The sequence below is a fragment of the Lentzea sp. NPDC036949 genome (assembly GCF_055608075.1).
Map to the genome: position 1 here is coordinate 225,777 of NZ_JBVJRA010000008.1, position 20,121 is coordinate 245,897.

At 71.0% G+C, this 20,121-nt stretch carries 14 protein-coding genes; 6 read left to right on the forward strand and 8 right to left on the reverse strand.

What is annotated here, in order from left to right:
- The first annotated feature begins 60 nt into the window (after positions 1–60).
- Both ACZ7CD_RS23835 and ACZ7CD_RS23840 read left to right on the forward strand, forming a co-directional pair.
- Positions 61–567, forward strand: coding sequence for a hypothetical protein (locus ACZ7CD_RS23835; protein ID WP_360395314.1), 507 nt, complete (start codon positions 61–63; stop codon positions 565–567).
- Positions 568–832: 265 nt separating this feature from the next.
- The gene (locus tag ACZ7CD_RS23840) at positions 833–4,069 is read left to right on the forward strand and encodes a S8 family serine peptidase (protein WP_458430419.1); all 3,237 of its coding nucleotides are present in this window, start codon (positions 833–835) and stop codon (positions 4,067–4,069) included.
- A 60-nt stretch (positions 4,070–4,129) separates the two neighbouring features.
- Here ACZ7CD_RS23840 and ACZ7CD_RS23845 read toward each other — a convergent pair whose 3' ends face one another.
- The 3 genes from ACZ7CD_RS23845 to ACZ7CD_RS23855 all read right to left on the reverse strand — a co-directional run bounded on the left by ACZ7CD_RS23845 (position 4,130) and on the right by ACZ7CD_RS23855 (position 7,017).
- The gene (locus ACZ7CD_RS23845) at positions 4,130–4,405 is read right to left on the reverse strand and encodes a hypothetical protein (protein ID WP_360395318.1); all 276 of its coding nucleotides are present in this window, start codon (positions 4,403–4,405) and stop codon (positions 4,130–4,132) included.
- A gap of 118 nt (positions 4,406–4,523) precedes the next feature.
- Complete coding sequence (locus ACZ7CD_RS23850) at positions 4,524–5,870, reverse strand: MFS transporter (protein WP_470379690.1); 1,347 nt, start codon at positions 5,868–5,870, stop codon at positions 4,524–4,526.
- Between the two features lie 67 nt (positions 5,871–5,937).
- Positions 5,938–7,017, reverse strand: coding sequence for a mechanosensitive ion channel family protein (locus ACZ7CD_RS23855; protein WP_360395322.1), 1,080 nt, complete (start codon positions 7,015–7,017; stop codon positions 5,938–5,940).
- Positions 7,018–7,165: 148 nt separating this feature from the next.
- On the opposite strand from ACZ7CD_RS23855, the gene ACZ7CD_RS23860 reads away from it, so the two are divergent.
- The 4 genes from ACZ7CD_RS23860 to ACZ7CD_RS23875 are packed head-to-tail and all read left to right on the forward strand — an operon-like array spanning position 7,166 to position 10,944.
- Entirely contained in the window at positions 7,166–8,173 is a 1,008-nt protein-coding gene (locus tag ACZ7CD_RS23860; protein WP_470379691.1) for a protein kinase family protein, read from the forward strand.
- A 2-nt stretch (positions 8,174–8,175) separates the two neighbouring features.
- On the forward strand, positions 8,176–9,156 hold the full coding sequence (locus ACZ7CD_RS23865) for a hypothetical protein (protein ID WP_470370209.1): 981 nt from the start codon (positions 8,176–8,178) through the stop codon (positions 9,154–9,156).
- The gene (locus tag ACZ7CD_RS23870) at positions 9,153–10,427 is read left to right on the forward strand and encodes an adenylosuccinate synthetase (RefSeq protein WP_470379692.1); all 1,275 of its coding nucleotides are present in this window, start codon (positions 9,153–9,155) and stop codon (positions 10,425–10,427) included. The genes ACZ7CD_RS23865 and ACZ7CD_RS23870 overlap by 4 nt, the downstream gene beginning before the upstream one ends.
- Positions 10,315–10,944 (forward strand): NUDIX hydrolase, encoded by a 630-nt coding sequence (locus tag ACZ7CD_RS23875; RefSeq protein WP_458430424.1) that lies wholly within the window; start codon positions 10,315–10,317, stop codon positions 10,942–10,944. Before ACZ7CD_RS23870 ends, ACZ7CD_RS23875 begins: the two co-directional genes overlap by 113 nt.
- 405 nt (positions 10,945–11,349) lie before the next feature.
- Here the strand turns inward: ACZ7CD_RS23875 and ACZ7CD_RS23880 are convergent, their stop codons facing one another.
- The 5 genes from ACZ7CD_RS23880 to ACZ7CD_RS23900 form a co-directional block, all read right to left on the reverse strand.
- On the reverse strand, positions 11,350–12,549 hold the full coding sequence (locus tag ACZ7CD_RS23880; RefSeq protein ID WP_470370211.1) for a M1 family metallopeptidase: 1,200 nt from the start codon (positions 12,547–12,549) through the stop codon (positions 11,350–11,352).
- Positions 12,546–16,283: a Pls/PosA family non-ribosomal peptide synthetase gene (locus ACZ7CD_RS23885; protein ID WP_470379693.1), complete on the reverse strand. Its 3,738-nt coding sequence runs from the start codon at positions 16,281–16,283 to the stop codon at positions 12,546–12,548. The genes ACZ7CD_RS23880 and ACZ7CD_RS23885 overlap by 4 nt, the downstream gene beginning before the upstream one ends.
- Before the next feature lie 99 nt (positions 16,284–16,382).
- A complete protein-coding gene (locus ACZ7CD_RS23890) occupies positions 16,383–17,753 on the reverse strand; it encodes a DUF4153 domain-containing protein (protein ID WP_470370213.1) in 1,371 nt (456 codons plus the stop codon).
- 692 nt (positions 17,754–18,445) lie between these two features.
- Positions 18,446–19,444 carry a HAMP domain-containing sensor histidine kinase gene (locus ACZ7CD_RS23895; protein ID WP_470375125.1) on the reverse strand — a complete coding sequence of 333 codons (999 nt, stop codon included), beginning with the start codon at positions 19,442–19,444 and terminating at the stop codon, positions 18,446–18,448.
- Positions 19,441–20,115 carry a response regulator transcription factor gene (locus ACZ7CD_RS23900; RefSeq protein ID WP_360395340.1) on the reverse strand — a complete coding sequence of 225 codons (675 nt, stop codon included), beginning with the start codon at positions 20,113–20,115 and terminating at the stop codon, positions 19,441–19,443. Before ACZ7CD_RS23900 ends, ACZ7CD_RS23895 begins: the two co-directional genes overlap by 4 nt.
- Between the last annotated feature and the right edge of the window lie 6 nt (positions 20,116–20,121).

The window sequence follows — 20,121 nt, forward strand, 5'->3', positions numbered from 1 at the left end:
TGTCGAACGACCCGGTCGCGTTCGTCGGAACGGGACGAATCCGGTACACCTGGAGGGGAGATGCACACCAGGTGGAGATGGGTTCTCTTCGGGCTCGGCGCCGCGGTCGCCGCTGCCGGACCGGTCGCGGCCGCGGGTGGCCCCTGGTACGGCTACCTCTTCGGCGGCCTGTGGTTCCTGATGGGCGCGACCGTCGCGTGGCGCAGCTTCCGGCTGGGCACGAAGCTCACCCCCGACGCCATCGAGTCGACCAGCCTCGACCACACCAGCGCCATCCAGTGGTGCGACGTGCGGGCCATCGAGCCCGACCGCAGGCGCAGCCTGATCGTGTTCCACGCCATCGCGCCGGCCGTGCACGCGGCGGGCAGGAAGCGGCCGCTGACCGAGCTCTCGCTGCTCTCGGTCAAGAAGGACGTCGTGCCCGCGCGGACCCTGAAGCAGGTCGCCGAGCTCCAGCAGGCGTTGGCGCAGCACCGGGAAACCTGCACCGCGTGCGGCGCGCAGCCGAAAGCGCAAAAACAGGCGCGGCTGTGGACCCGGCTGCGCCGCGCGATTTCTCGGAAATAACATCGCTCTGGACGGGGATGCCGTTACGCCGCAAGCACGTTCACCGTTGACACACCTCTTGACATTCCCCTCCATCAGCCCTTGACTGGAAGGCACCTGCTCGTTCCACTGCGAAGAAGAAACGCGCAGCACTTCAAGCGCGCCTTTTCAAGCGGCTGAACAGTCCAATGTGGAACTCGGCAATGCTCCGTTGAACCTATTGCCACTCGTCGTGGGAAGAGATGTGCTTCCACACACTCTTTACCCCACGAAGGGCACACGCGCCGTGAAGAACTGGAGACGCCGCACCGGAACGGTCTTGTTGACCGCGGTGCTGGGCACTGCCGGGCTCGGCTTCGCCGCCACCCCCGCTGCCACCGCGCAGCAGCAGAACCCCGCGAACGAGGCTCCCAAGCAGCTCGACAAGGTCGACCGCGAGCTGGTCGACAAGGCAGCCGCCGAAGGCAAGGCCACCGTCGACCTGCTGGTCGCGGCCGAGAAGGGCAAGACCGACGCCGCGGTCAACGACCTGAAGGCGCTCGGCGCCACGGTCCAGAAGACCGAGAAGGACGTCGACTACGTCAAGGTCACCATCCCGCGTGACAACGCGGCGAAGGCCGCCAAGCTCGCCTCCGTCAGCACGGTGGACGTCGACGGGCTGATCCAGCTCGACGACCCGCGTCCGCAGGGCATGGAGCAGCCGGCCCCGCAGAAGGCGCCGGACGCGAAGACCCCGCGCACCAACCCGTACATGCCGACGCAGGACACGCAGGCGGCGCAGTTCGCCACCGCGCACCCGAAGTGGGACGGCCGCGGCACCACGATCGCCGTGATCGACTCCGGCATCGACCTGGAGAACCCGGCGCTGCAGACCACCAGCACCGGTGAGCGCAAGATCATCGACTGGTACAACGCGAACGCCACCAACTCCGGTGACGGCACCTGGGTCGCCATGACCAAGACCGGCCGCGTCGGCAAGTTCACCGAGGGCGGTCGCGAGTGGACCGCTCCGGCGACCGGTGGCCCCTACTCGTTCGGCCTCTTCAGCGAGACCGCGGGCGACCTCTCCCTGAGCAACAGCGAGACCGGCGGTGACATCAACCGCGACGGCGACCGCGTCGACTCGTTCGGTGTCATCCAGGACATCACCACGAAGGAAGTCTTCGTCGACACCGACGGCGACGGCAACTTCACCAACAACGCCCGCATGATCGACTACAAGGTCAAGAAGGACGTCGGCTTCTTCGGCACCGACAACCCCGCGACCGACGTCGTCGACCGCGTCGCGTTCGTCGTGCAGACCGACCGCTCGGTCTACGACAACCAGGGCACGCCGTACGTGAACCTGGGCATCGCGGGCGCCGCGCACGGCACCCACGTCGCCGGCATCACCGCGGCGCACAAGATGTTCGACGGCAAGATGGCCGGTGCCGCACCCGGTGCGAAGCTGATGGCCATCAAGGCCTGCCTCTCCACGCCGTCCTGCACCAGCTCCGGCCTGATCGACGGTGTCCTCTACGCCGCGCGCAACGGCGCCGACGTCGTGAACATCTCCATCGGTGGCCTCCCGGCGCTCAACGACGGCAACAACGCCCGCGCCGAGCTCTACAACCGCACCATCAACGAGTACAACGTCCAGCTGTTCATCTCGGCGGGCAACTCGGGTGCGGGTGCGAACACGGTCGGCGACCCGTCGGTCGCGACGGACGCGGTCAGCGTCGGTTCGTACATCACCAAGGAGACCTGGCTCTCCAACTACGGCTCGAAGACCGAGCAGAAGCAGAGCCTGCACGGCTTCTCGTCGCGCGGTCCCGCCGAGGACGGCGGCTTCAAGCCGAACATCATCGCGCCCGGCTCGGCGATCTCCACCACGCCGCGCTGGCAGGCCCCCGGTCCTGTGGCGGGCACCTACGCCCTCCCGCCCGGCTACGCCATGTTCAACGGCACCTCGATGGCCGCCCCGCAGGCGACCGGTGCCGCCGCGCTGCTCGTGAGCGCGTACAAGGCCGAGCACAACGGTGAGCGTCCGACCAGCGCCGAGCTGCGGTACGCGATCCAGCGCAGCGCGAACTACGTGAAGACCCTCGGTGCCTACGAGCAGGGCGCCGGTCTGTTCAACACGAACGCCGCGTGGTCGCTGCTGGACAAGCACGCCAAGCCGAACAAGCTGAACGTCTCGGTCCCTGTCAACACGGTCCTGAGCGGCCTGCTGGCCACCCCGAACGTCGGTGTCGGCATCCACGACCGCGAGGGCGTCACCGTGGGCCAGGAGTACACCCGCGTGTACACCCTGACCCGCACCACCGGTGAGGACCACGTCGAGGGCTGGCGGGTCACCTGGAAGGGCGACGACGGCACGTTCCGCGCCGACGGCTGGGTCTTCCTGCCGCTGAACACCCCGGTTCAGTTCCCGGTCACGGTCAAGGCGAAGACGCCCGGCGTGCACAGCGCCGTGCTGCAGCTCGACGACGTCGAGACCCCCGGTGTCGACGTGCAGACCCTGAACACCGTGTTCGCGGCGCAGAAGTTCACCGCCGCCAACAAGTTCTCGGTCACCAAGTCGGGCACCATCGCGCGCAACCAGTCGACCAGCCTCTTCGTGGACGTCCCCAAGGGCACGACCGCGCTGAAGGTCGACATGGCCGCCGGTGGCGCCGAGGCCGGCAAGGGCCAGGTCCGCTTCCTGCGCTACACCCCGCAGGGCGTCGGTGCCGACTCGAACACCTCGACCAACTGCTACAACCCGGACGCGGGCGCCGGCTGTGCCGGTGGCACCCCGACCAGCCGCACGGTCACCAACCCGATGGCCGGTGTCTGGGAGATCGTCGTCGAGGCGCGCCGCACCTCCGACGCCGACGTGGCGCCGTACTCGGTGACCGCCTCGGTGCTCGGCACCTCGATCAGCCCGAACCCGGACGTCATCGCCTCGGCGGCGGCGGGCACCCCGGTCGAGCGCAGCTACACCGTCACGAACACGCAGGCCGCGTTCACCGGCCGGCTCGCGGCGGGTGCGGTCGGCAGCGCCAAGACGGCCCGCCCGACGATCGAGAACCTCGCGTCGCAGCAGTACCAGGTCGTCGTCGGTGCCGGCGCGTCGAAGCTGACCGCCACGATCGGCAACACCGCCGACCAGGCTGCCGACCTCGACCTGTCCGTCTACAACTGCACGACGGGCAGCTGCGTCCTCGCCGGTCAGTCGGCCGACGCGGACTCCGAGGAGTCGGTGACGATCGCCAACCCGGCCGCCGGTACGTGGATCGTCCTGGTCGACGGCTACGCGGTGCCCGCGGGCACCACTGCCTACGACTACTTCGACGTCTACACCTCGGCCGCGCTGGGCACGCTCAGCGTGACCGACGCCAACGCCGACCGCGCCGCCGGTGCGTCGTGGAACGCCACGGGCGTCATCACCCCGCTGGGCCAGCCGGGTGCCGGCCGCGTCCTGCGCGGTGAGCTCGAGGTGCGCACGGCGGACGAGAACGTCGTCGGCCGCGGCGCGGTGATCGTCCAGGCAGTCAGCTAGTCAGGACAGCACCAGCCAGAAACCGCAGAAGCCCCGGGGTCCACGTGATCCCGGGGCTTCTCACGGTTCCGGGAGCCGGTTGTGCAGCGGCTCGTCCACATCCACTTTGGACACACCGGTGACCCGGTAGGCGTCCTCCACCTTGTCGACCGGCATCTCGGCCCGCAGGTAACCGATCCTGGGATCGCGCGCCTCGACGGCCGCGCCCAGCGCCACCAGCGCCCGCTCGACCTCCTCGTCGCGTCCCGGCTGCACGGAGATCATCAGTGGCACGGTGGGGTGGCCGTCGCGCTTCGCCTGCTCGATCCGGTTCTGGTCCGGCTTCGCTGAGGACACGGTCGGCACCTCCGCCATCGGAACGGCTGGAGCCCCGTTCGCACCACAGCTGCTGAGCGCCAGCGCGCAAAACGCGACGGCGAGCGGTCTTCTCCCAAGCCGCGGTCGTCTCATGATCCTAGGACGGAACGGCCTCCGCGAGCGGTTGCATCCGCGTTTCGGGCACCACGAACATCATCACGACCACGGCTGCCACCACCAGTGCGCCGATGACCGCGAAAGTCCAGGCCATGCCCAGCACCGGCCACAGCAGCGCTCCGAACAGGACGGGCACGAAACCCGCGCCGACCCGGCTGACCGTGGACGCCCAGCCGAACCCGCTGGCCCGCAGGTGCGTCGGGTAGAGCTCCGGCGCGAACGCGTACAGCGCGGGGATCGTGACCTGGATCAGCACCCCGTACACGGTGATCCACGTCTTCGCGGCACCGCCGACGTCGAGCTGCACCGCGAACAGCACCAGCGCCACCGCCGCGAGGGGCGCGCTGATCGCGATGACCCACTTGCGCCCGAACACGTCCACGAGCCATGCGCTGACCAGCGCGCTCACGATGCCCACCGCCACCGTGAGCGTCGTGACCATGAACGCCGCGTACGTGCCGTACCCCTGCGCCTTCAGGATGCTCGGCAGCCACGTGACGGCGCCGTAGTACAGCAGGAACACCGCGAGGAACAGCACCCACAGCGCCGCCGTGCGCCGCGGGTCGTACCGCCAGATGTCCTTGAGCTGCGCGAACATCACCCTGGGGGAGAGGCGTTGCAGCTGCTGCGGCGCGGGCAGCCGCCAGTCCTCGTGCGGTGCGCCGGTCTTGGCGACCAGGTCGTCGATGACCTTCTTGGCCTCGTGCGTGCGTCCCTTCGCGACCAGGAACATCGGTGACTCGGGCACCGAGCGCCGGATCCAGAACAGCAGCAGCGCCGGCAGCACCATCGTGAGCATCAGCAGCCGCCAGCTGCCCAGGCCGGCCAGGTGGGCGGCGGTCAGCCCGCACAGCGTCGCCCCGAGCGGCCAGAACGCGTCCATCGCCGCCAGCACCCGCCCGCGCACCTTCGCCGGCGTGAACTCGCCGACCAGCGCGTAGTCGACCGGGATGCACCCGCCGAGCCCCACGCCGGCCAGGAACCGGAACACGCAGAACGTGACGAAGTCCGGTGACGCCGCGCCCGCGACCGTGAACACCGAGAACATCAGGATCGTGAGGCTGAACGCCTTCTTGCGCCCGATGGTGTCCGCGATCGCGCCCCACGCGAACGCCCCGACCGCCATGCCGATCAGGTTCGCCGTGCCGACCCAGCCGCGCTGGCCGAGGCTCAGCCCCCACTCGGCGCCGACCAGCGGGATCAGGAACGCGTTGAGCGTGACGTCCCACGCGTCGAACAGGAACCCGAGGCCGCCGATGACGAAGATCGTGCCCTGCGCACGCCACCGCCACGGCAGGCCCTGCACGACCTGGTCACCGGTTCTCATGGGTCCAGTGTGGTGGATCAACCCTCCCGCGGTCGCGGCGAGCGGCACCCGATCCGCGACATGCGCTCTACTTGGGCCCCGCAAACGCTTGCTCGCGCTGCGCCCCGTCCGCGCTCTCGCCGAACACCCGTGCGTCGGTGTGCTGGTCGGTCTGCGGCTGCACCCGCCTGACGGTGCTGACCGCGCGCGTCCTGATCTGCGGCAACGCGCCGTCGTGCTGGCGCTGCACCCAGTCGACCAGGTGCTCGCGCACGAGACACCGCAGGTCCCACAGCTTGCCGGCGTCCGCCGCGCTGACCAGTGCCCTGACCCGCACGAACCCCTGCGTCGCCTGCGTCACCTGCAGCACGGACACCCGCCCGTCCCACAGGTCGCTGCCCTCCAGCATGGACCGCAGCTCGTGCCGCATCGCCTCGACCGGCACCGTCCAGTCCAGGTCCAGCTCCACCGTGCCGAGCAGCGCCGACTGCGTGCGCGTCCAGTTCTCGAACGGCGTCTTCAGGAAGTACGAGGTCGGCAGCACCAGCCGCCGGTCGTCCCACAGGTGCAGCACCACGTACGTCAGCGTGATGTCCTCGACCCGGCCCCACTCGCCCTCGACGACCACGACGTCGTCGAGCCGCACCGCGTCGCTGAACGCGATCTGCAGCCCGGAGATCAGGTTGCCCAGCAACGACTGCGCCGAGAACGCCGCGACCGCGCCGATCACCGCCGCCGAGGCGAGCACCGTCGACCCGACCGCCCGCGCACCGGGGAACGTCATCAGGATCGCGCCGACCGCCAGCACGCCGATGACCACCAGCACCAGCCGCCGCACCAGCGTGACCTGCGTGTGCACCCGCCGCGCGTGCCGGTTGTCCGTGACGTCCGTGCGGATGCGCGCCAGTGACACGTCCACGAGCGTGCTGATGAGCGCGGCCAGCAACCACGCTCCGGCGAGGATCAGCGCTATGCCGAGGACGTGCTGCGTGACCGGCGCGTCGACCGGGTACACGCTGAGGCTTATCTGAGTGGCCAGCACCGCCGCGAACGCCTGCCCGGGACGGTACATCCGCCCGCTGTGGGTGAAGCGCCGCACCAGCCGGTGCACCACCTCCACCACCAGCAACGAGAAGACCACCGAACACCCGAGCACCACGAACAGCACCTGTTTCCTCCTTCCGTTCCGGACCGGTTACCCGTGGTCCCGACGGCGGAACACCATGAGCCGCCTCACTCGTACAGGGGAAGGTCGTCCGGATCACACCGGTCACCCGGCCGTTGCAATCCGAGTTTGAGTCTCTTAGACTCAAACCATGCTCACGACGACCGAGGCCCTGGACCAGGTGGAAGGTGCCGCGACCCCCGAAGCCCTCTTCGGCCCGCGGACCACCGACCCGGCCGGCCGCAGGCAGGCCAAGCGCCGGTACCACGCCCTGGCCTCGGTCCTGCACCCCGACGTGGTGGGCCCGCACCACCCGCGGGCCCACGCCGCGGCGGCGAAGCTGACCGGCCTGCACCACGACTGGGCGCACGGCACCCGCGTCGAGCTCAGGACCAGGACGGGCCTCTACCGCATCGGGGAGCCGTTCGCGCGGGGCAGCATCGCCAACCTGTACGAGTCGGACGGCCCGCACGTGGTGAAGGTCGTGCGCAACCCGGCGCTCAACCCGCTGCTGCACGGCGAGTGGCAGGCGCTGCGGCGGCTGGAGCGGTTCACCGACCACAACCAGTGGCTGCGGCCGTTCTACCCGCGGCTGCTCGACACCTCCGGCGACGTCGCCAAGGGGTCGCGCGCCTTCACCGTGCTCGACCCGCTGCGGGACGGGTTCGTGACGCTCGCCGAGGTCAGGAAGGCCTTCCCGGCGGGCCTCGACGGCCGCGACTACGCGTGGATGCACCGCAGGCTGCTCAAAGCGCTGGCCGGCGCGCACCAGGCCGGTCTCGTGCACGGCGCCGTCACCGCGGACAACGTCCTGGTCCACCCGCGGCAGCACGGCATCGTGCTGGCCGGCTGGTCGTTCGCCGTCGAGGAGGGCCAGCGGCTCCTCGCCACCAGCCGCACGACCACCTACCCGCCGGAGATCGGCCTGGGCCACCCGGCCACGGCGGCCACCGACGTCCACATGGCACACCTGCTGATGCGGGAGGTGCTGCGGCCGGACGAGAAACGCCAGCTCGCGTTCGCCGGCGGGTGCCTGCAGGACCAGCCGCGGCGCCGCCCGGACGCCGTCGACCTGCTCGGCGAGTACGACGACCTGCTCGAAGACCTCTACGGGCCACGGGTGTTCCGCCCGTTCGCCCTCCCCGAGACTGGAGAATGACCATGGGACACGGCAAGTGGGACGACAACGCCTACGCGGCGGCCAAGACCTTCCGCGCCGCCAAGGGGATCGCAGACTTCGGCTACACCGCGTCGGTCCGGTCGCGGCCGCGGGACGACTGGAAGGCCGCACCCGCGCTCGACCCGTTCAAGGTCGCGGTCCGCGAGTGCCGCGACTCGCCCGACCACGCCGACTCGACACCCATCGCGGTGCTGTTCGACGTGACCGGGTCGATGGGCAGCGTGCCGCGGATCATGCAGGGCAAGCTCGGCAAGCTGCACGGGTTGTTGCAGCGCAAGGGGTACCTCACCGACCCGCAGCTGATGTTCGGCGGCATCGGCGACGCCGACAGCGACCGGGTCCCGCTGCAGGTCGGGCAGTTCGAGTCGGACAACCGCATGGACGAGCAGCTGCGCGACATCTTCCTCGAAGGCAACGGCGGCGGGCAGAAGAGCGAGTCGTACGAGCTGGCCGCGTACTTCATCGCGCGGCACGTGGTCACCGACGCCTGGCAGAAGCGCGGACGCAAGGGCTACCTGTTCATCATCGGCGACGAGCTGAACAAGCGGCGGCTGAAGGCCGAGCACATCCGCCGGGTCATCGGCGACGACGTCCATCAGGACATCGACCCCGTGTCGGTGTACCGGGAGCTCGCCCGCAGGTGGAACGTCTACTTCATCCTGCCCAACCAGTCGTCGTACTTCAACGACGACAGCATCGCCGAGCACTGGCGGTCGATCCTCGGGCAGAACTTCCTCAAGCTCGACGACCCCGGCGCGGTGTGCGAGCTGATCGCCGCCACGATCGGCATGGAGGAGCAGGTCGTCGACCTCGACCAGGCGCTCGTCGACCTCGCCGAGATCGGGTCGGTCGCCGAGAGCAGGTCGGTCGGCAAGGCGCTGGTCGCCGTCGGTGCCACCGCCCGCCCGGTCACCGCCGCGCCGCTCGCCATCGACGGCCCCGACGACGTGACGCTGACGTGACCGGCCACGTGGTCGTCGTCGGGCTCGGGTTCGGCGACGAGGGCAAGGGCGCCGTGGTCGACGCCCTGTGCGCGGACGGGTCGGTGTCGAAGGTCGTGCGGTTCAACGGGGGAGCGCAGGCCGCGCACAACGTCGTCGTCGGCGACCGGCACCACACGTTCAGCCAGTTCGGGTCGGGCACGCTCGCGGGCGTGCCGACCTGGCTGTCGCGCCACGTGCTCGTCGAACCGATCGCGCTCGCCACCGAGTCGCGCGAGCTGGAAGCCATCGGTGTCGCGGACCCGCTGTCGCTGATGTCGGTCGACGCGCGGGCACTGCTCACCACGCCGGTCCACGTCGCCGCGAACCGGGCCAGGGAGAGGGCCAGGGGCGCCGACCGGCACGGCTCGTGCGGCAAGGGCATCGGCGAGACCGCCTGGTACGGGCTGCTCGCCGGGAGGAACGCGTGGGAGGTGGTCGAGGGGCAGCGGGTGCTCGGCGAACCGGGCCCCGCCCCCACCGTCGGCGACTGCCTGGACCCGAGGGCGTTGCGGCACAAGCTGGACGCGCTCGCCCGGTTCTACGAGCCGCTGACCGGCGCCACCGCCGACGTCGACGGGCTCGTCGCGCTCTACCGGTCCTTCGCCGACGCCGTGCGCATCACGACCGGTGACGAGCTCGACGGTGCCGGCCGGGTCGTCTTCGAAGGCGCCCAAGGCGTTCTGCTCGACGAGACCCACGGGTTCCACCCGCACACGACGTGGTCGACCGTGACGCCGCGCAACGCCAGGGAGCTGCTGAACGGCCGCCCGGCCCGGGTGATCGGCGTGACCAGGACCTACCAGACCAGGCACGGCGCCGGCCCGCTGCCGACGGAGGACCCGGCCGTTCTCGCCCGGTTCCCGGAGCGGCACAACGGCACGGGGGAGTTCCAGGGCGCCTGGCGGGCCGGTCACCTCGACGCCCGGCTGCTCCAGTACTCGGTGCGGTGCTGCGGTGGCGTCGACGGGCTGGCCGTGACGCACCTGGACGCCGACGGCCTCCAGGTCGCCACCCACGAGGGCCTGGAGGAGATGCCGGACCCGGTGGCGTACCTGGAACACCTGCTCGACGTCGAGGTGCTGGTCACCGGGGCGGGCCCGGCCAGGGCGGACTACGCGGTGCGGGAGAATTCACGCCATGATCGAGTCGACGCTGGTGTCGGTGGACGTGATCGCACTCCGGTTCGACCCGGACGCGCGCGCGGTGCTCCTGGGGGTGGCACCGCGGGCGCACGACCCGTTCGCCGGTGAGCTCGCCCTGCCCGGTGTGCTGCTGGGCAAGGGCGAACGCCTGCGGGACGCGACCACCAGGGCCGTCACCGGGAAGCTGGGCCTGGCCGAGGAGTCCGTGACCGCCACCGGCCAGCTCGCGATGTTCGACGAGCCGTCCCGCGACCCGCGCGGCCCGACGCTGTCGATCGCGCTGTGGGCCACGCTCACCCGCCCCGGCCGGAACGACCTGACCTGGACCACGCTGGACGCCGTGCCCGCGCTGGCCTTCGACCACAACCGGATCGTCGCCGACTGCCGCCCGCTGCTCGCCGACAAGCTCTGGCGCGACGTGGCGTTCACCGCGGGCCTGCTCGGACCGGAGTTCACGACGGCACAGGCGCTCGACGTGACCGAGTCGCTGACCGGCGACCGCCCCTACCCGGCCAACCTGGGCCGCACGATGGACCGCGTACCCGGTCTGGAACGCACCACCCAGCACGCGTCGGCACTGCCCAAGGGCGGCCGTCCACCGCTGGTGTGGCGCTTCACCGCCTGATCCCCCTGCTTCCCGGGCATCTGCAAGTACCGAGCCTTTTCCATCCTGGTTCCGCTGGTGGTGGCGAGGTGTGACCGACGGGTCTGCCGCAAGCGGCTCGAGTCGGCGGTGCTGGGTCGTTGCGATCAGGAGTCATCGTTTCCCTGACGTTCGCAATCTTGATGGTCGCGCTCTCACCGGTGTCCACCGACCAGTTGGCGGTAGTTGAGGTGATCTGACAACGTTGTCTTCTGCCTGTAACTACAACCAACTCAGCGCGGTAGCGGCGTGAGAGCGGTTCCACACGTCGATGACGCGCAGAGCTTTCGCGACAGCGCCCTGACCTGCCAGAACAAGTTGGAAAAGGCTCACCACCAACTCAACATCAACAAGCACTTTTCCACTACCAACTGCGGCACCGAGGTCTCAGCGCGGTAGCTCCGGCTTGAACAACCACCGGGTCAGCAGGTCCCGGTGCCCGGCCAGCGCCAGGAAGTCCTCCGTCGTCACCACGCCGTGCCGGTGGCGCGCGCACCACTCCCGCAGCAACGCGAAGAACGAGTCGTCGCCCATCTCCCGGCGCAGCGCGTGCAACGTCAACGCCCCGCGCTTGTAGACCCGGTCGTCAAACCAGTCGGCCCGGTCCGGCCGGCCGATCACGACGTCCTGCGGCAGCCGTCGCAGCAGGTCACGAGCCCCGGTCGCGCACGCGTCCGCCGACCGGCCGCCCGAGGCCTCCGACCACAGCCACTCCGAGTAGCAGGCGAAGCCCTCGTTCAGCCAGATGTGCTCCCACTCCGCGACACCCACGGAGTTGCCGAACCACTGGTGCGCCAGCTCGTGCGCCACCAGCCGCTCCGAGCCGCGACGGCCGTCCACGTGGTTCGCACCGAACGTCGACAACCCCTGCGCCTCAACGGGAACGTCCAGCGCGTCATCGGTCACCACGACCGCGTACCTGGCGAACGGGTACGGCCCGAACAGCGACGAGAACAGCTCGACCATCTGGTTCTGCCGCCCGAAGTCGTGTGCCACCAGGCGCTTCAGCCGCGCCGGCGCCCACACGCCGGGCAGCGCCTCCACGTACTGTCCGATCTGGACGGTCGCGAGGTAGGTGGCCATCGGCGCGGCCATCGAGTAGGTCCACTTCGTCGTGCTGCCGGAGACCTTGCCGTCCACCAGCACCCCGTTGCACACCACGGTGTACGGCGAGGGCGCGGTGACCTCCAGGTGGTAGGAGGCCTTGGACGAGGGGTGGTCGAGGCACGGGAACCACGACGGCGCCCCGATCGGCTGCGAGGCCACGATCGAGCCGTCGGTGAGCTCGTCCCAGCCGAGGTCGCCCCACTCCGGTGTCGAGATCGGCGTCGGCGTGCCCGAGTAGCGGACCTCGACCGAGAACGACCCGCGCACGGCGGCACGCACGTTCAGCACCCCGCCGGCGTGCCCGTAGCGCGCCGGCCTGCCGTTCACCAGGACCTTCGAGATCCGCAGCGAGCCGAAGGACAGCGAGAACGACGACAGCGGCGACGCGCAGGAAGCCTGCAGCACCGCGCGCCCGGACAGGCGCGCGGAGTGCGGCTTGTAGTCAAGCTCCAGTGCGTAATGGTGTACGGAGAAGGTCATGTCCACGCGGAGATCGGGTTGCCCAGCCAACGGGTTCCCGACGGTACATCTTCTCCGCGCATGACCAGCGAGGCGGGTCCGATCGTCGTGTGGTCGCCCACGGACGCGCCGGGCAGCACGATCCCGTGCGGGCCCAGGGTGGACCCGGCGCCCAGCTCCACGCGGTCCATCCGCAGGATGCGATCGTGGAACAGGTGCGTCTGCACGACGCAGCCGCGGTTCACGGTGGCACCGGCGCCCAGCGACACCAGGTCCGCCTCGGGCAGCCAGTACGACTCGCACCACACGCCCCTGCCCACCGACGCGCCCAGCGAGCGCAGCCAGAGGTTCATGACCGGCGTGCCACCGGAGAACCCGATGAGCCACGGCACCGCGAGCACCTCGACGAACGTGTCCGCCAGCTCGTTGCGCCACACGAACGCCGACCACAGCGGGTACTCGCGGACCTTGAACCGCCCGACCAGCACCCACTTCGCGACCGCGGCCACCACGCACGCGGCGACACCGGCGGCGAGCAGCACCACACCGGCCCACCACAGGCCGAACGCCTTCAGCGCGAAGAACACCAGCACGACCAGCGCGACGTTCAGCATCACCGGCACGAACCGGAACAGCTCCACGACGGCCCGCGCCCACAGCAGGTGCGCCGGCGGGTCGTAGGTGCGCGAGTCGTCCGACGCTGCCGCGGTGCGCGGCAGCTTCATCGGCGGCATGCCCAGGTACGACGAACCGGCCTTGGCCCGCTTCGGCGCCGCGGACAGCACGCCGACGAGCCCGCCCTTGGGCACCGCGCGACCGGGTGCGGTCATGCCCGAGTTGCCCAGGAACGCCCGCTTGCCCACACGGGCCGTGGCGATCCGCAGCCAGCCGCCGCCGAGCTCGTAGGAGGCGACCATCGTGTCGTCGGCCAGGAACGCACCGTCACCGACGCGCGTCATCTTCGGCAGCGCCACGACCGTGGACGCCTCGACCCGGCGCCCGACCTTCATGCCGAGCAGCCGCAGCCACACCGGCGTGAACAGCGACGCGTACAGCGGGAACAGCGCCGAACGGGCGATGTTCATCAGCCGCTCGGTCGTCCACGCCTGCCAGGCCACGCGGCTGTGCACGGGGTAGTGGCCCTCGCGCATGCCGATGCCCAGCAACCGCACGGCCATGAGCACCAGCAGGGCGTAGGAGCCGAACCAGATCGCCGAGGCCACCGGCACGTCCCACAGCGCCGACGTGAGCGTCACCGGGCGGCGCAGCACGTACAGCACCGCCGGGGCCGCCGCGAGCAGCGGCAGCGCGCCCAGCAGACCGGACGAGACGCCGTACATGAGGTTCCAGAACCGCGACCGCTCCGGCCGGCGCGACGGGAACGAGCGCGCCGCCTTGCCCTCGCGGATCGCGGGCACACCGGCCCAGCGCTGACCGGTCGGCACCGAGCCGCGCACGCCCGAACCGGGCGCCACCTCGGCCTTCTTGCCGATCCGCGCACCGGGGAACAGCGTGCTGCGGGCACCGACGGTCGCGCCAGCGCCGATCCGGATGCGGCCGATGCGCAGCCGGTCGCCGTCGAGCCACCAGCCGGACAGGTCCACCTCGGGTTCGACGGCGGCACCGCGCCCGACCTTCAGCATGCCCGTGACCGGCGGCAACGAGTGCAGGTCGACACCGGGGCCGATCTTCGCGCCGAGCGCCCGCGCGTAGTGCGTGACCCAGGAGCCGGACAGCTCGGTGGCACGTGACTGCTGAGCCAGCATCTCGGCGGTCCACAGCCGCAGGTGGACGGACCCGCCGCGCGGGTACTCGCCGGGCTTCACGCCGCGCAGCAGCAGCCGGGCGCCGCCCGCGGAGATCGCGAGCCGTCCGGCGGGGCTCAGGAACACCAAGAACCCCGCGGCGACCCACCACCACGACACGGAGGTCCAGCCCAGGACGTTCGACAGCGCCGTCAGGGCCACGACCCAGCGCGCGCCGGCGACGGTGAGCAGCGGGATCATCAGCAGCGTCTGCACGACACCGGTCCAGCGCGGCGTCGGCACGACCTCGCGCACCTCGGCCGTCTGACCGTAGGACTCCAGGCGCCGCGCGAGCTTGTAGAGCGTCGGGTGCTGGTAGACGTCCTGCACGGACGTGCTCGGGTAGCGCGTGCGGATCAGGGAGACCAGCTGTGCGGCGCCCAGCGAGCTGCCGCCGGAGGCGAAGAAGTTCGCGCCCTCGGAGGCGGGACCGGACCCGAGGACGGCGGCCCACTGCTCCGCGAGCCAGCCTTCGAGACCGGAGAACACGACACCCGCGGTGTCCATCGACTCCAGCGGCCACGGCAGCGCGGCCCGGTCGACCTTGCCGGACGTGCGCGTCGGCAGCGTGTCGACCACCGCGACCAGCGGCACCAGCGCCGCGGGCAGCTCGGTGCGCAGCTGCTCGACCGCGGCCTCCTGGTCGAACCCGTCGTCGACGACGACGTAGCCGACGAGGACCTGGTTGCCACCGCGCGTGGTGCGCACGGCGGCGGCGGCACCGGCGACACCGGGCAGCGCCGCGAGCGCCGCGTCGACCTCGCCGAGCTCGATCCGGCGGCCGCCGAGCTTGATCTGCTCGTCCGCGCGGCCGAGGAAGACGAGGCCCTCCGGCTCGGCGCGGACCACGTCACCGCTGCGGTAGGCGCGGTCCCAGCCCATCGACGGCAGCGGCGCGTACTTCTGCGCGTCCTTCTCGACGTCGAGGTAGCGGGCCAGGCCGACGCCGCCGATGACCAGCTCACCGGACTCACCCATCGGCACGACCTCGCCCCGCTGGTCGACGACGACGAGCTCCCAGCCGTCCAGCGGCAGGCCGATGCGGACCGGGCCCTGGCCGGTCAGCTGGGCGGCGCAGGCGACGACGGTCGCCTCCGTCGGCCCGTAGGTGTTCCACACCTCGCGGCCGGGCACGGCGAGCCGCTCGGCCAGCTCCGGCGGGCACGCCTCGCCGCCGAAGATCAGCAGCCGCACGTCGTCCAGCGCCTCGACCGGCCACAGCGCGGCCAGCGTCGGCACCGTGGACACGACGGTGATCTCCTGCTCGACCAGCCACGGGCCGAGGTCCATGCCGGTGCGCACCAACGACCGCGGTGCCGGCACCAGGCAGGCGCCGTAGCGCCACGCGAGCCACATCTCCTCGCAGGAGGCGTCGAACGCGACCGACAGCCCCGCGAGCACGCGGTCGTCCGGCCCGATCGGCTCGTCCCGCAGGAACAGCCGCGCCTCGGCGTCCACGAACGCGGCGGCGCTGCGGTGGGTGACCGCGACGCCCTTGGGCTTGCCGGTGGAACCGGACGTGAAGATGATCCACGCGTCGTTGCCGAGACCGGGCTCGCCGGGCACGCCCAGCGGAGTTCCGCGCAGTGCAACGGATCGGCCTTCACCGAGCACCGCACTCACTTGCGCTTCACCGAAAACGAGCTCGGCGCGCTCGTCCGGGTCCTCGAAGTCGACCGGCACGTAGGCGGCGCCGGCCGCGAGGGTGGCGAGGATCGACACGTAGAGGTCGACGGTGCCGGACGGCACGCGGATGCCGACCCGGTCGCCGACCCCGATGCCCTCGGCGGCCAGCTTCTCCTTCAGCTCGAAGACTTCCGCGAGCAGCGCGCGGTACGTGAGCGCGGTGGTGCCGTCGTCGACGGCCGGCGCGTCCGGGTGCTGTTCGGCACTCGCGCGCAGGATGTCCAGCAGTGTGCGCGGTGCGGGCGCATCCCCTGCCGTGAACATCGATCGAAGGACAACGGGTTCGGCCGCAAGCGTCACGACAGCGTCACTTCTCACCCTCTCGGCAACTGGTGGACCCGCAACTTTACCTCCGCCCAACAACTACCGTTCGGTGTAGTAAGGCGACTCACAGACGCGTTCGCTCACCTTCACGCCTTCGAGTGACTCACGAGCGTTGTGGCGCGCCAGGTTCCACTCCCGCCAATCAGCCTCGGCACCCGGCATCCGCAGGCGCAGCAGGGCGCAGTCCCGTTTGTCCGCGGGAAGTCGCAGCAACGCGGGCACCGCGTCCTCCGACAGCGTCGACAGGTAGTACGTGTCGATCTTCTGCGTGGCCTCGAACCTCGTCACGTTGTACTCGGCCACCACGCGTTCCGGGTCCGCCACCGCGACGGCGAGCAGGAACGCCGCACCCGTCCCGGCCACGGCCCGCGGCAACCAGTTGGCGCGCAACGTGATCCCGCTCGCGATCACCATCAGGTACACCACGCCGAGCCAGATCTCGCACGACGCGACGAGCAGCCGCAGCACCGTCCACCCGTACGCCTGCTGGTAGAACCACATGCGGCTCAACGCACTCGACACGATCACCAGCGTCAGCACCGCCAGCGCCCCGAGCAGGACGCGCAGCCACAGCTGGTCCCGCGCGGTCTGCTTCGCCGCGAACCGCGCCACCCCGGCGATGACCGCGAGCGTCAGGATCGTCACCCACAGCAGCTGCCAGAACCCGGACCGCGCGTACTCGGCGAACGTGACCCCCGCCGTCCGCATCACGTAGGCCTCACCCCCGAACAGCACCGCGACCTGCGTCGCCACGAACCCCGCGAACAGCACCACGAGCGCCCCGACCGGCAGCCCGTAGTCCTTGAGCCGCAACGTCCCCGGCTTGGTCTCCGCGCCCTCGTCGATCTGCGCGGGCGCCGCGACCAGGTAGCACGCACCGACCGCGCCGAACGCCGCCACGGCCCCGTAGAACCCCATGCGCACGTACTCGCCGACCTCCCAGTCCGGCACCAGGCCCTCGAGGAAGTCGTTGAACGCCTTGTCCGCACCCGCGAGCAGTGACCCGAAGACCAGCAACAGCACCAACGCCACACCGGCCGAGATGAACGGCCGCAGGCTCTTCGGCCCGCGCCGGCTCAGGCTGCGCGCCACCCACGGGATCGACCGGAACCCGGCCAGCCCGACCCCGAGCACGCCGAACACCAGTCCCCGCACCGTCTTCCCGCCCGCCATGGCGATCGAACCGCACACCATCGACGCGAGAACGGCCATCGGGAACAACCACTCGGCGGCCCGCAGGAACCCCATGGCGAGGAACGCGAGCGCCGCGGCGAGCCACAACGCCCGTTCGACGGTCGGCTTGCCCGCGTGGAACACCACGGCGCCGACGCCGAACACCCCGGCGAGGAACCAGCCGACGCCGTTGTTCGGCGGGGCGAGCAGGGCGGCGGCGAGACCAGCGACCGCCATGACGCCGAGCACCTTCGCCGGTGCCGCGTCGGTGGGCGGGCGCCACCACGGGAGGACCGGGTTGGGGGAGGGGACGATGACGGGGCCCGCGAGGCGTGGCGCGGGTGGGCCGCCCCAGGGGGACGGTGGCGGCACAGTGGCGGCCGGAGGCTGCTCGACCTGCGGCTTCTCGCTCGGCTCCGGATCTTGTCGGACCTCGTGAGTACGTTGAAACGCAGGGGTTCCCGGTTCGGGGGTACCCCTGCGCGAGCCTGCGTCGGGGCTCTTCGCGACGGGTTCCGGAGCCTGTTTCTCCGCGACGGGTTCCGGAGCCGGTTCCTCCGCTGCGGGTTTCGGAGCCCGTTCCTCCGCAGCCCGTTCCTCCGCCGCGGGTTTCGAAACCGGTTCCTCCGCAGCCCGTTCCTCCGCTGCGGTTTCCGCAGCCGGTTCCGCCGCAGCAGGTTCCGGAGTCGGTTCCGCCGCAGCAGCTTCCGCAGCCCGTTCCTCCGCCGCGCGAACCCGCGGCCGGTAGGCCGCCTTGCGCAGGTGCCGGTACCGCGGCCCGGCACCCCCCGGCTTCTCCGAAGGCTCCAACGGCTCAGAAGAACCGGGCGAACGCGTCGAGTCAGTCATATCCCTCTCCAAGCCCAGAAAAAGGGCGCACTCCACCGGCGCACCGGCCAGCGGTGCGCACGAAAGCCAGAAAAAGTGGTTCAGCTGGGCAACGTCACCCGGATGCACGACCCGGGGTCGACCACGGCGATGGTGCCGCCGTGCAGGTCCACCACCCACCGGGCGATGGCGAGACCGAGCCCGGTCCCACCACCGCCCGCGCGTTCCCCGCGGGTGAACCGCTCGAAGATCCGCGACCGGTCGGCCAGGGCGATCCCCGGCCCCTCGTCGCGCACCTCCAGCACCACCGACCCGCCGGACGCGTGCCCGGACACGGTCACCAACCCCCCGGTGGGACCGTGCCGGGCCGCGTTGTCCACCAGGTTCACCAGCACCTGGTGCAGCCGCTCCCCGTCGGCCAAGACCGTCAGCCCGTCGGCGACCGACACCTCGAAGGACGCCGTGGGGGCGGCGACCGACGCCTCCGCCACCACGTCCGCCACCAGCGCCGCCACCGACAGCGGCTCCCGGTTCAGCGACAGCACCCCGGCGTCGATCTTCGACAGGTCCAGCAGCTCCGTGACCAGCCGGCCCAGCCGTTCGGTCTGGGCCAGCGCGGTCCGCATCGTCGCCGCGTCGGGCTGGGCGACGCCGTCGACGACGTTCTCCAGCACGGCCTGCAACGCCGAGATCGGCGTCCGCAGCTCGTGCGACACGTTGGCGATGAGCTCGCGCCGCTGCTGGTCGGCGGCGGCCAGGTCCGAGGCCATCACCGAGAACGCCTCCGCGAGCTGCCCGACCTCGTCGACCGAGGTCGCGCGCACCCGCAGCGAGTAGTCGCCGGAGGCCATCGACCGGGCCGCCGAGGTCATCTCCCGCAACGGCGAGGTCATGCCGTGCGCCAGCAGCTGCGAGGTGATGAGCCCCAGCACCAGCGCCATCAGCGTGGTGCGCGGCGGCAGCCACCCGGTCGCGTACCGGAAGTAGGCGAACGACACGCACCCGGACACCACGATCACGATCCCGAGCTTCAGCTTGATGGACCGCACCGAGTCCAGCGGACGCGGCAGCAGGTCCAGCAGAGCCAGGACCCTCCTCACCGGGGCACCTCCAGCGCGTACCCGATGCCGTGCACGGTGCGGATGAGGTCGGCCCCGAGCTTGCGCCGCAACGCCTTCACGTGGCTGTCCACCGTCCGCGACGACGCGCCGTCGTGCCACCCGCACGCCTCGGACAGCAACCGGTCGCGGCCCTGCACCGCGGACGGCCGTTCGGCCAGGAACACCAGCAGGTCGTACTCGGTCGGCGTCAGGTGCGCCTCGGTGCCGCCCCGGTGCACGCGCCGTGCCGCGAGGTCGATCGACAGGTCCCCCAGCTCCAGCGTGCGCGACACCGCCGCCCGCGAGACCCGCCGCAGCAGCACGTGCACCCGAGCGGCCAGCTCGCGCATCGAGAACGGCTTGGTCAGGTAGTCGTCCGCCCCCACGGCGAGCCCGACCAGCAGGTCCGTCTCGTCCCCGCGAGCAGTCAGCATCAGCACCGGCACCGTGCGCGCCGCCTGGATGCGGCGGCACACCTCCAGCCCGTCGAACCCCGGCAGCATCACGTCCAGGACCACCAGGTCCGGGACGAACGACGCCGCGGCGGCCACCCCCGACGGACCGTCGTGGGCCACGGACACCTCGAAGCCCTCCGCCCGCAGCCGCGCGGCCACGGACTCGGCGATCGTGATGTCGTCCTCGACCACGAGCACCCGGCGCTGACCTGTCATGACGGC

Coding starts and splice junctions, on each gene's coding strand:
- ACZ7CD_RS23835 (WP_360395314.1), top strand. CDS start 61: ATGCACACCAGGTGGAGATGGGTTCTCTTCGGGCTCGGCGCCGCGGTC.
- ACZ7CD_RS23850 (WP_470379690.1), bottom strand. CDS start 5,870: ATGAGAACCGGTGACCAGGTCGTGCAGGGCCTGCCGTGGCGGTGGCGT.
- ACZ7CD_RS23860 (WP_470379691.1), top strand. CDS start 7,166: ATGCTCACGACGACCGAGGCCCTGGACCAGGTGGAAGGTGCCGCGACC.
- ACZ7CD_RS23865 (WP_470370209.1), top strand. CDS start 8,176: ATGGGACACGGCAAGTGGGACGACAACGCCTACGCGGCGGCCAAGACC.
- ACZ7CD_RS23875 (WP_458430424.1), top strand. CDS start 10,315: ATGATCGAGTCGACGCTGGTGTCGGTGGACGTGATCGCACTCCGGTTC.
- ACZ7CD_RS23880 (WP_470370211.1), bottom strand. CDS start 12,549: ATGACCTTCTCCGTACACCATTACGCACTGGAGCTTGACTACAAGCCG.
- ACZ7CD_RS23885 (WP_470379693.1), bottom strand. CDS start 16,283: ATGTTCACGGCAGGGGATGCGCCCGCACCGCGCACACTGCTGGACATC.
- ACZ7CD_RS23890 (WP_470370213.1), bottom strand. CDS start 17,753: ATGGCGGTCGCTGGTCTCGCCGCCGCCCTGCTCGCCCCGCCGAACAAC.
- ACZ7CD_RS23900 (WP_360395340.1), bottom strand. CDS start 20,115: ATGACAGGTCAGCGCCGGGTGCTCGTGGTCGAGGACGACATCACGATC.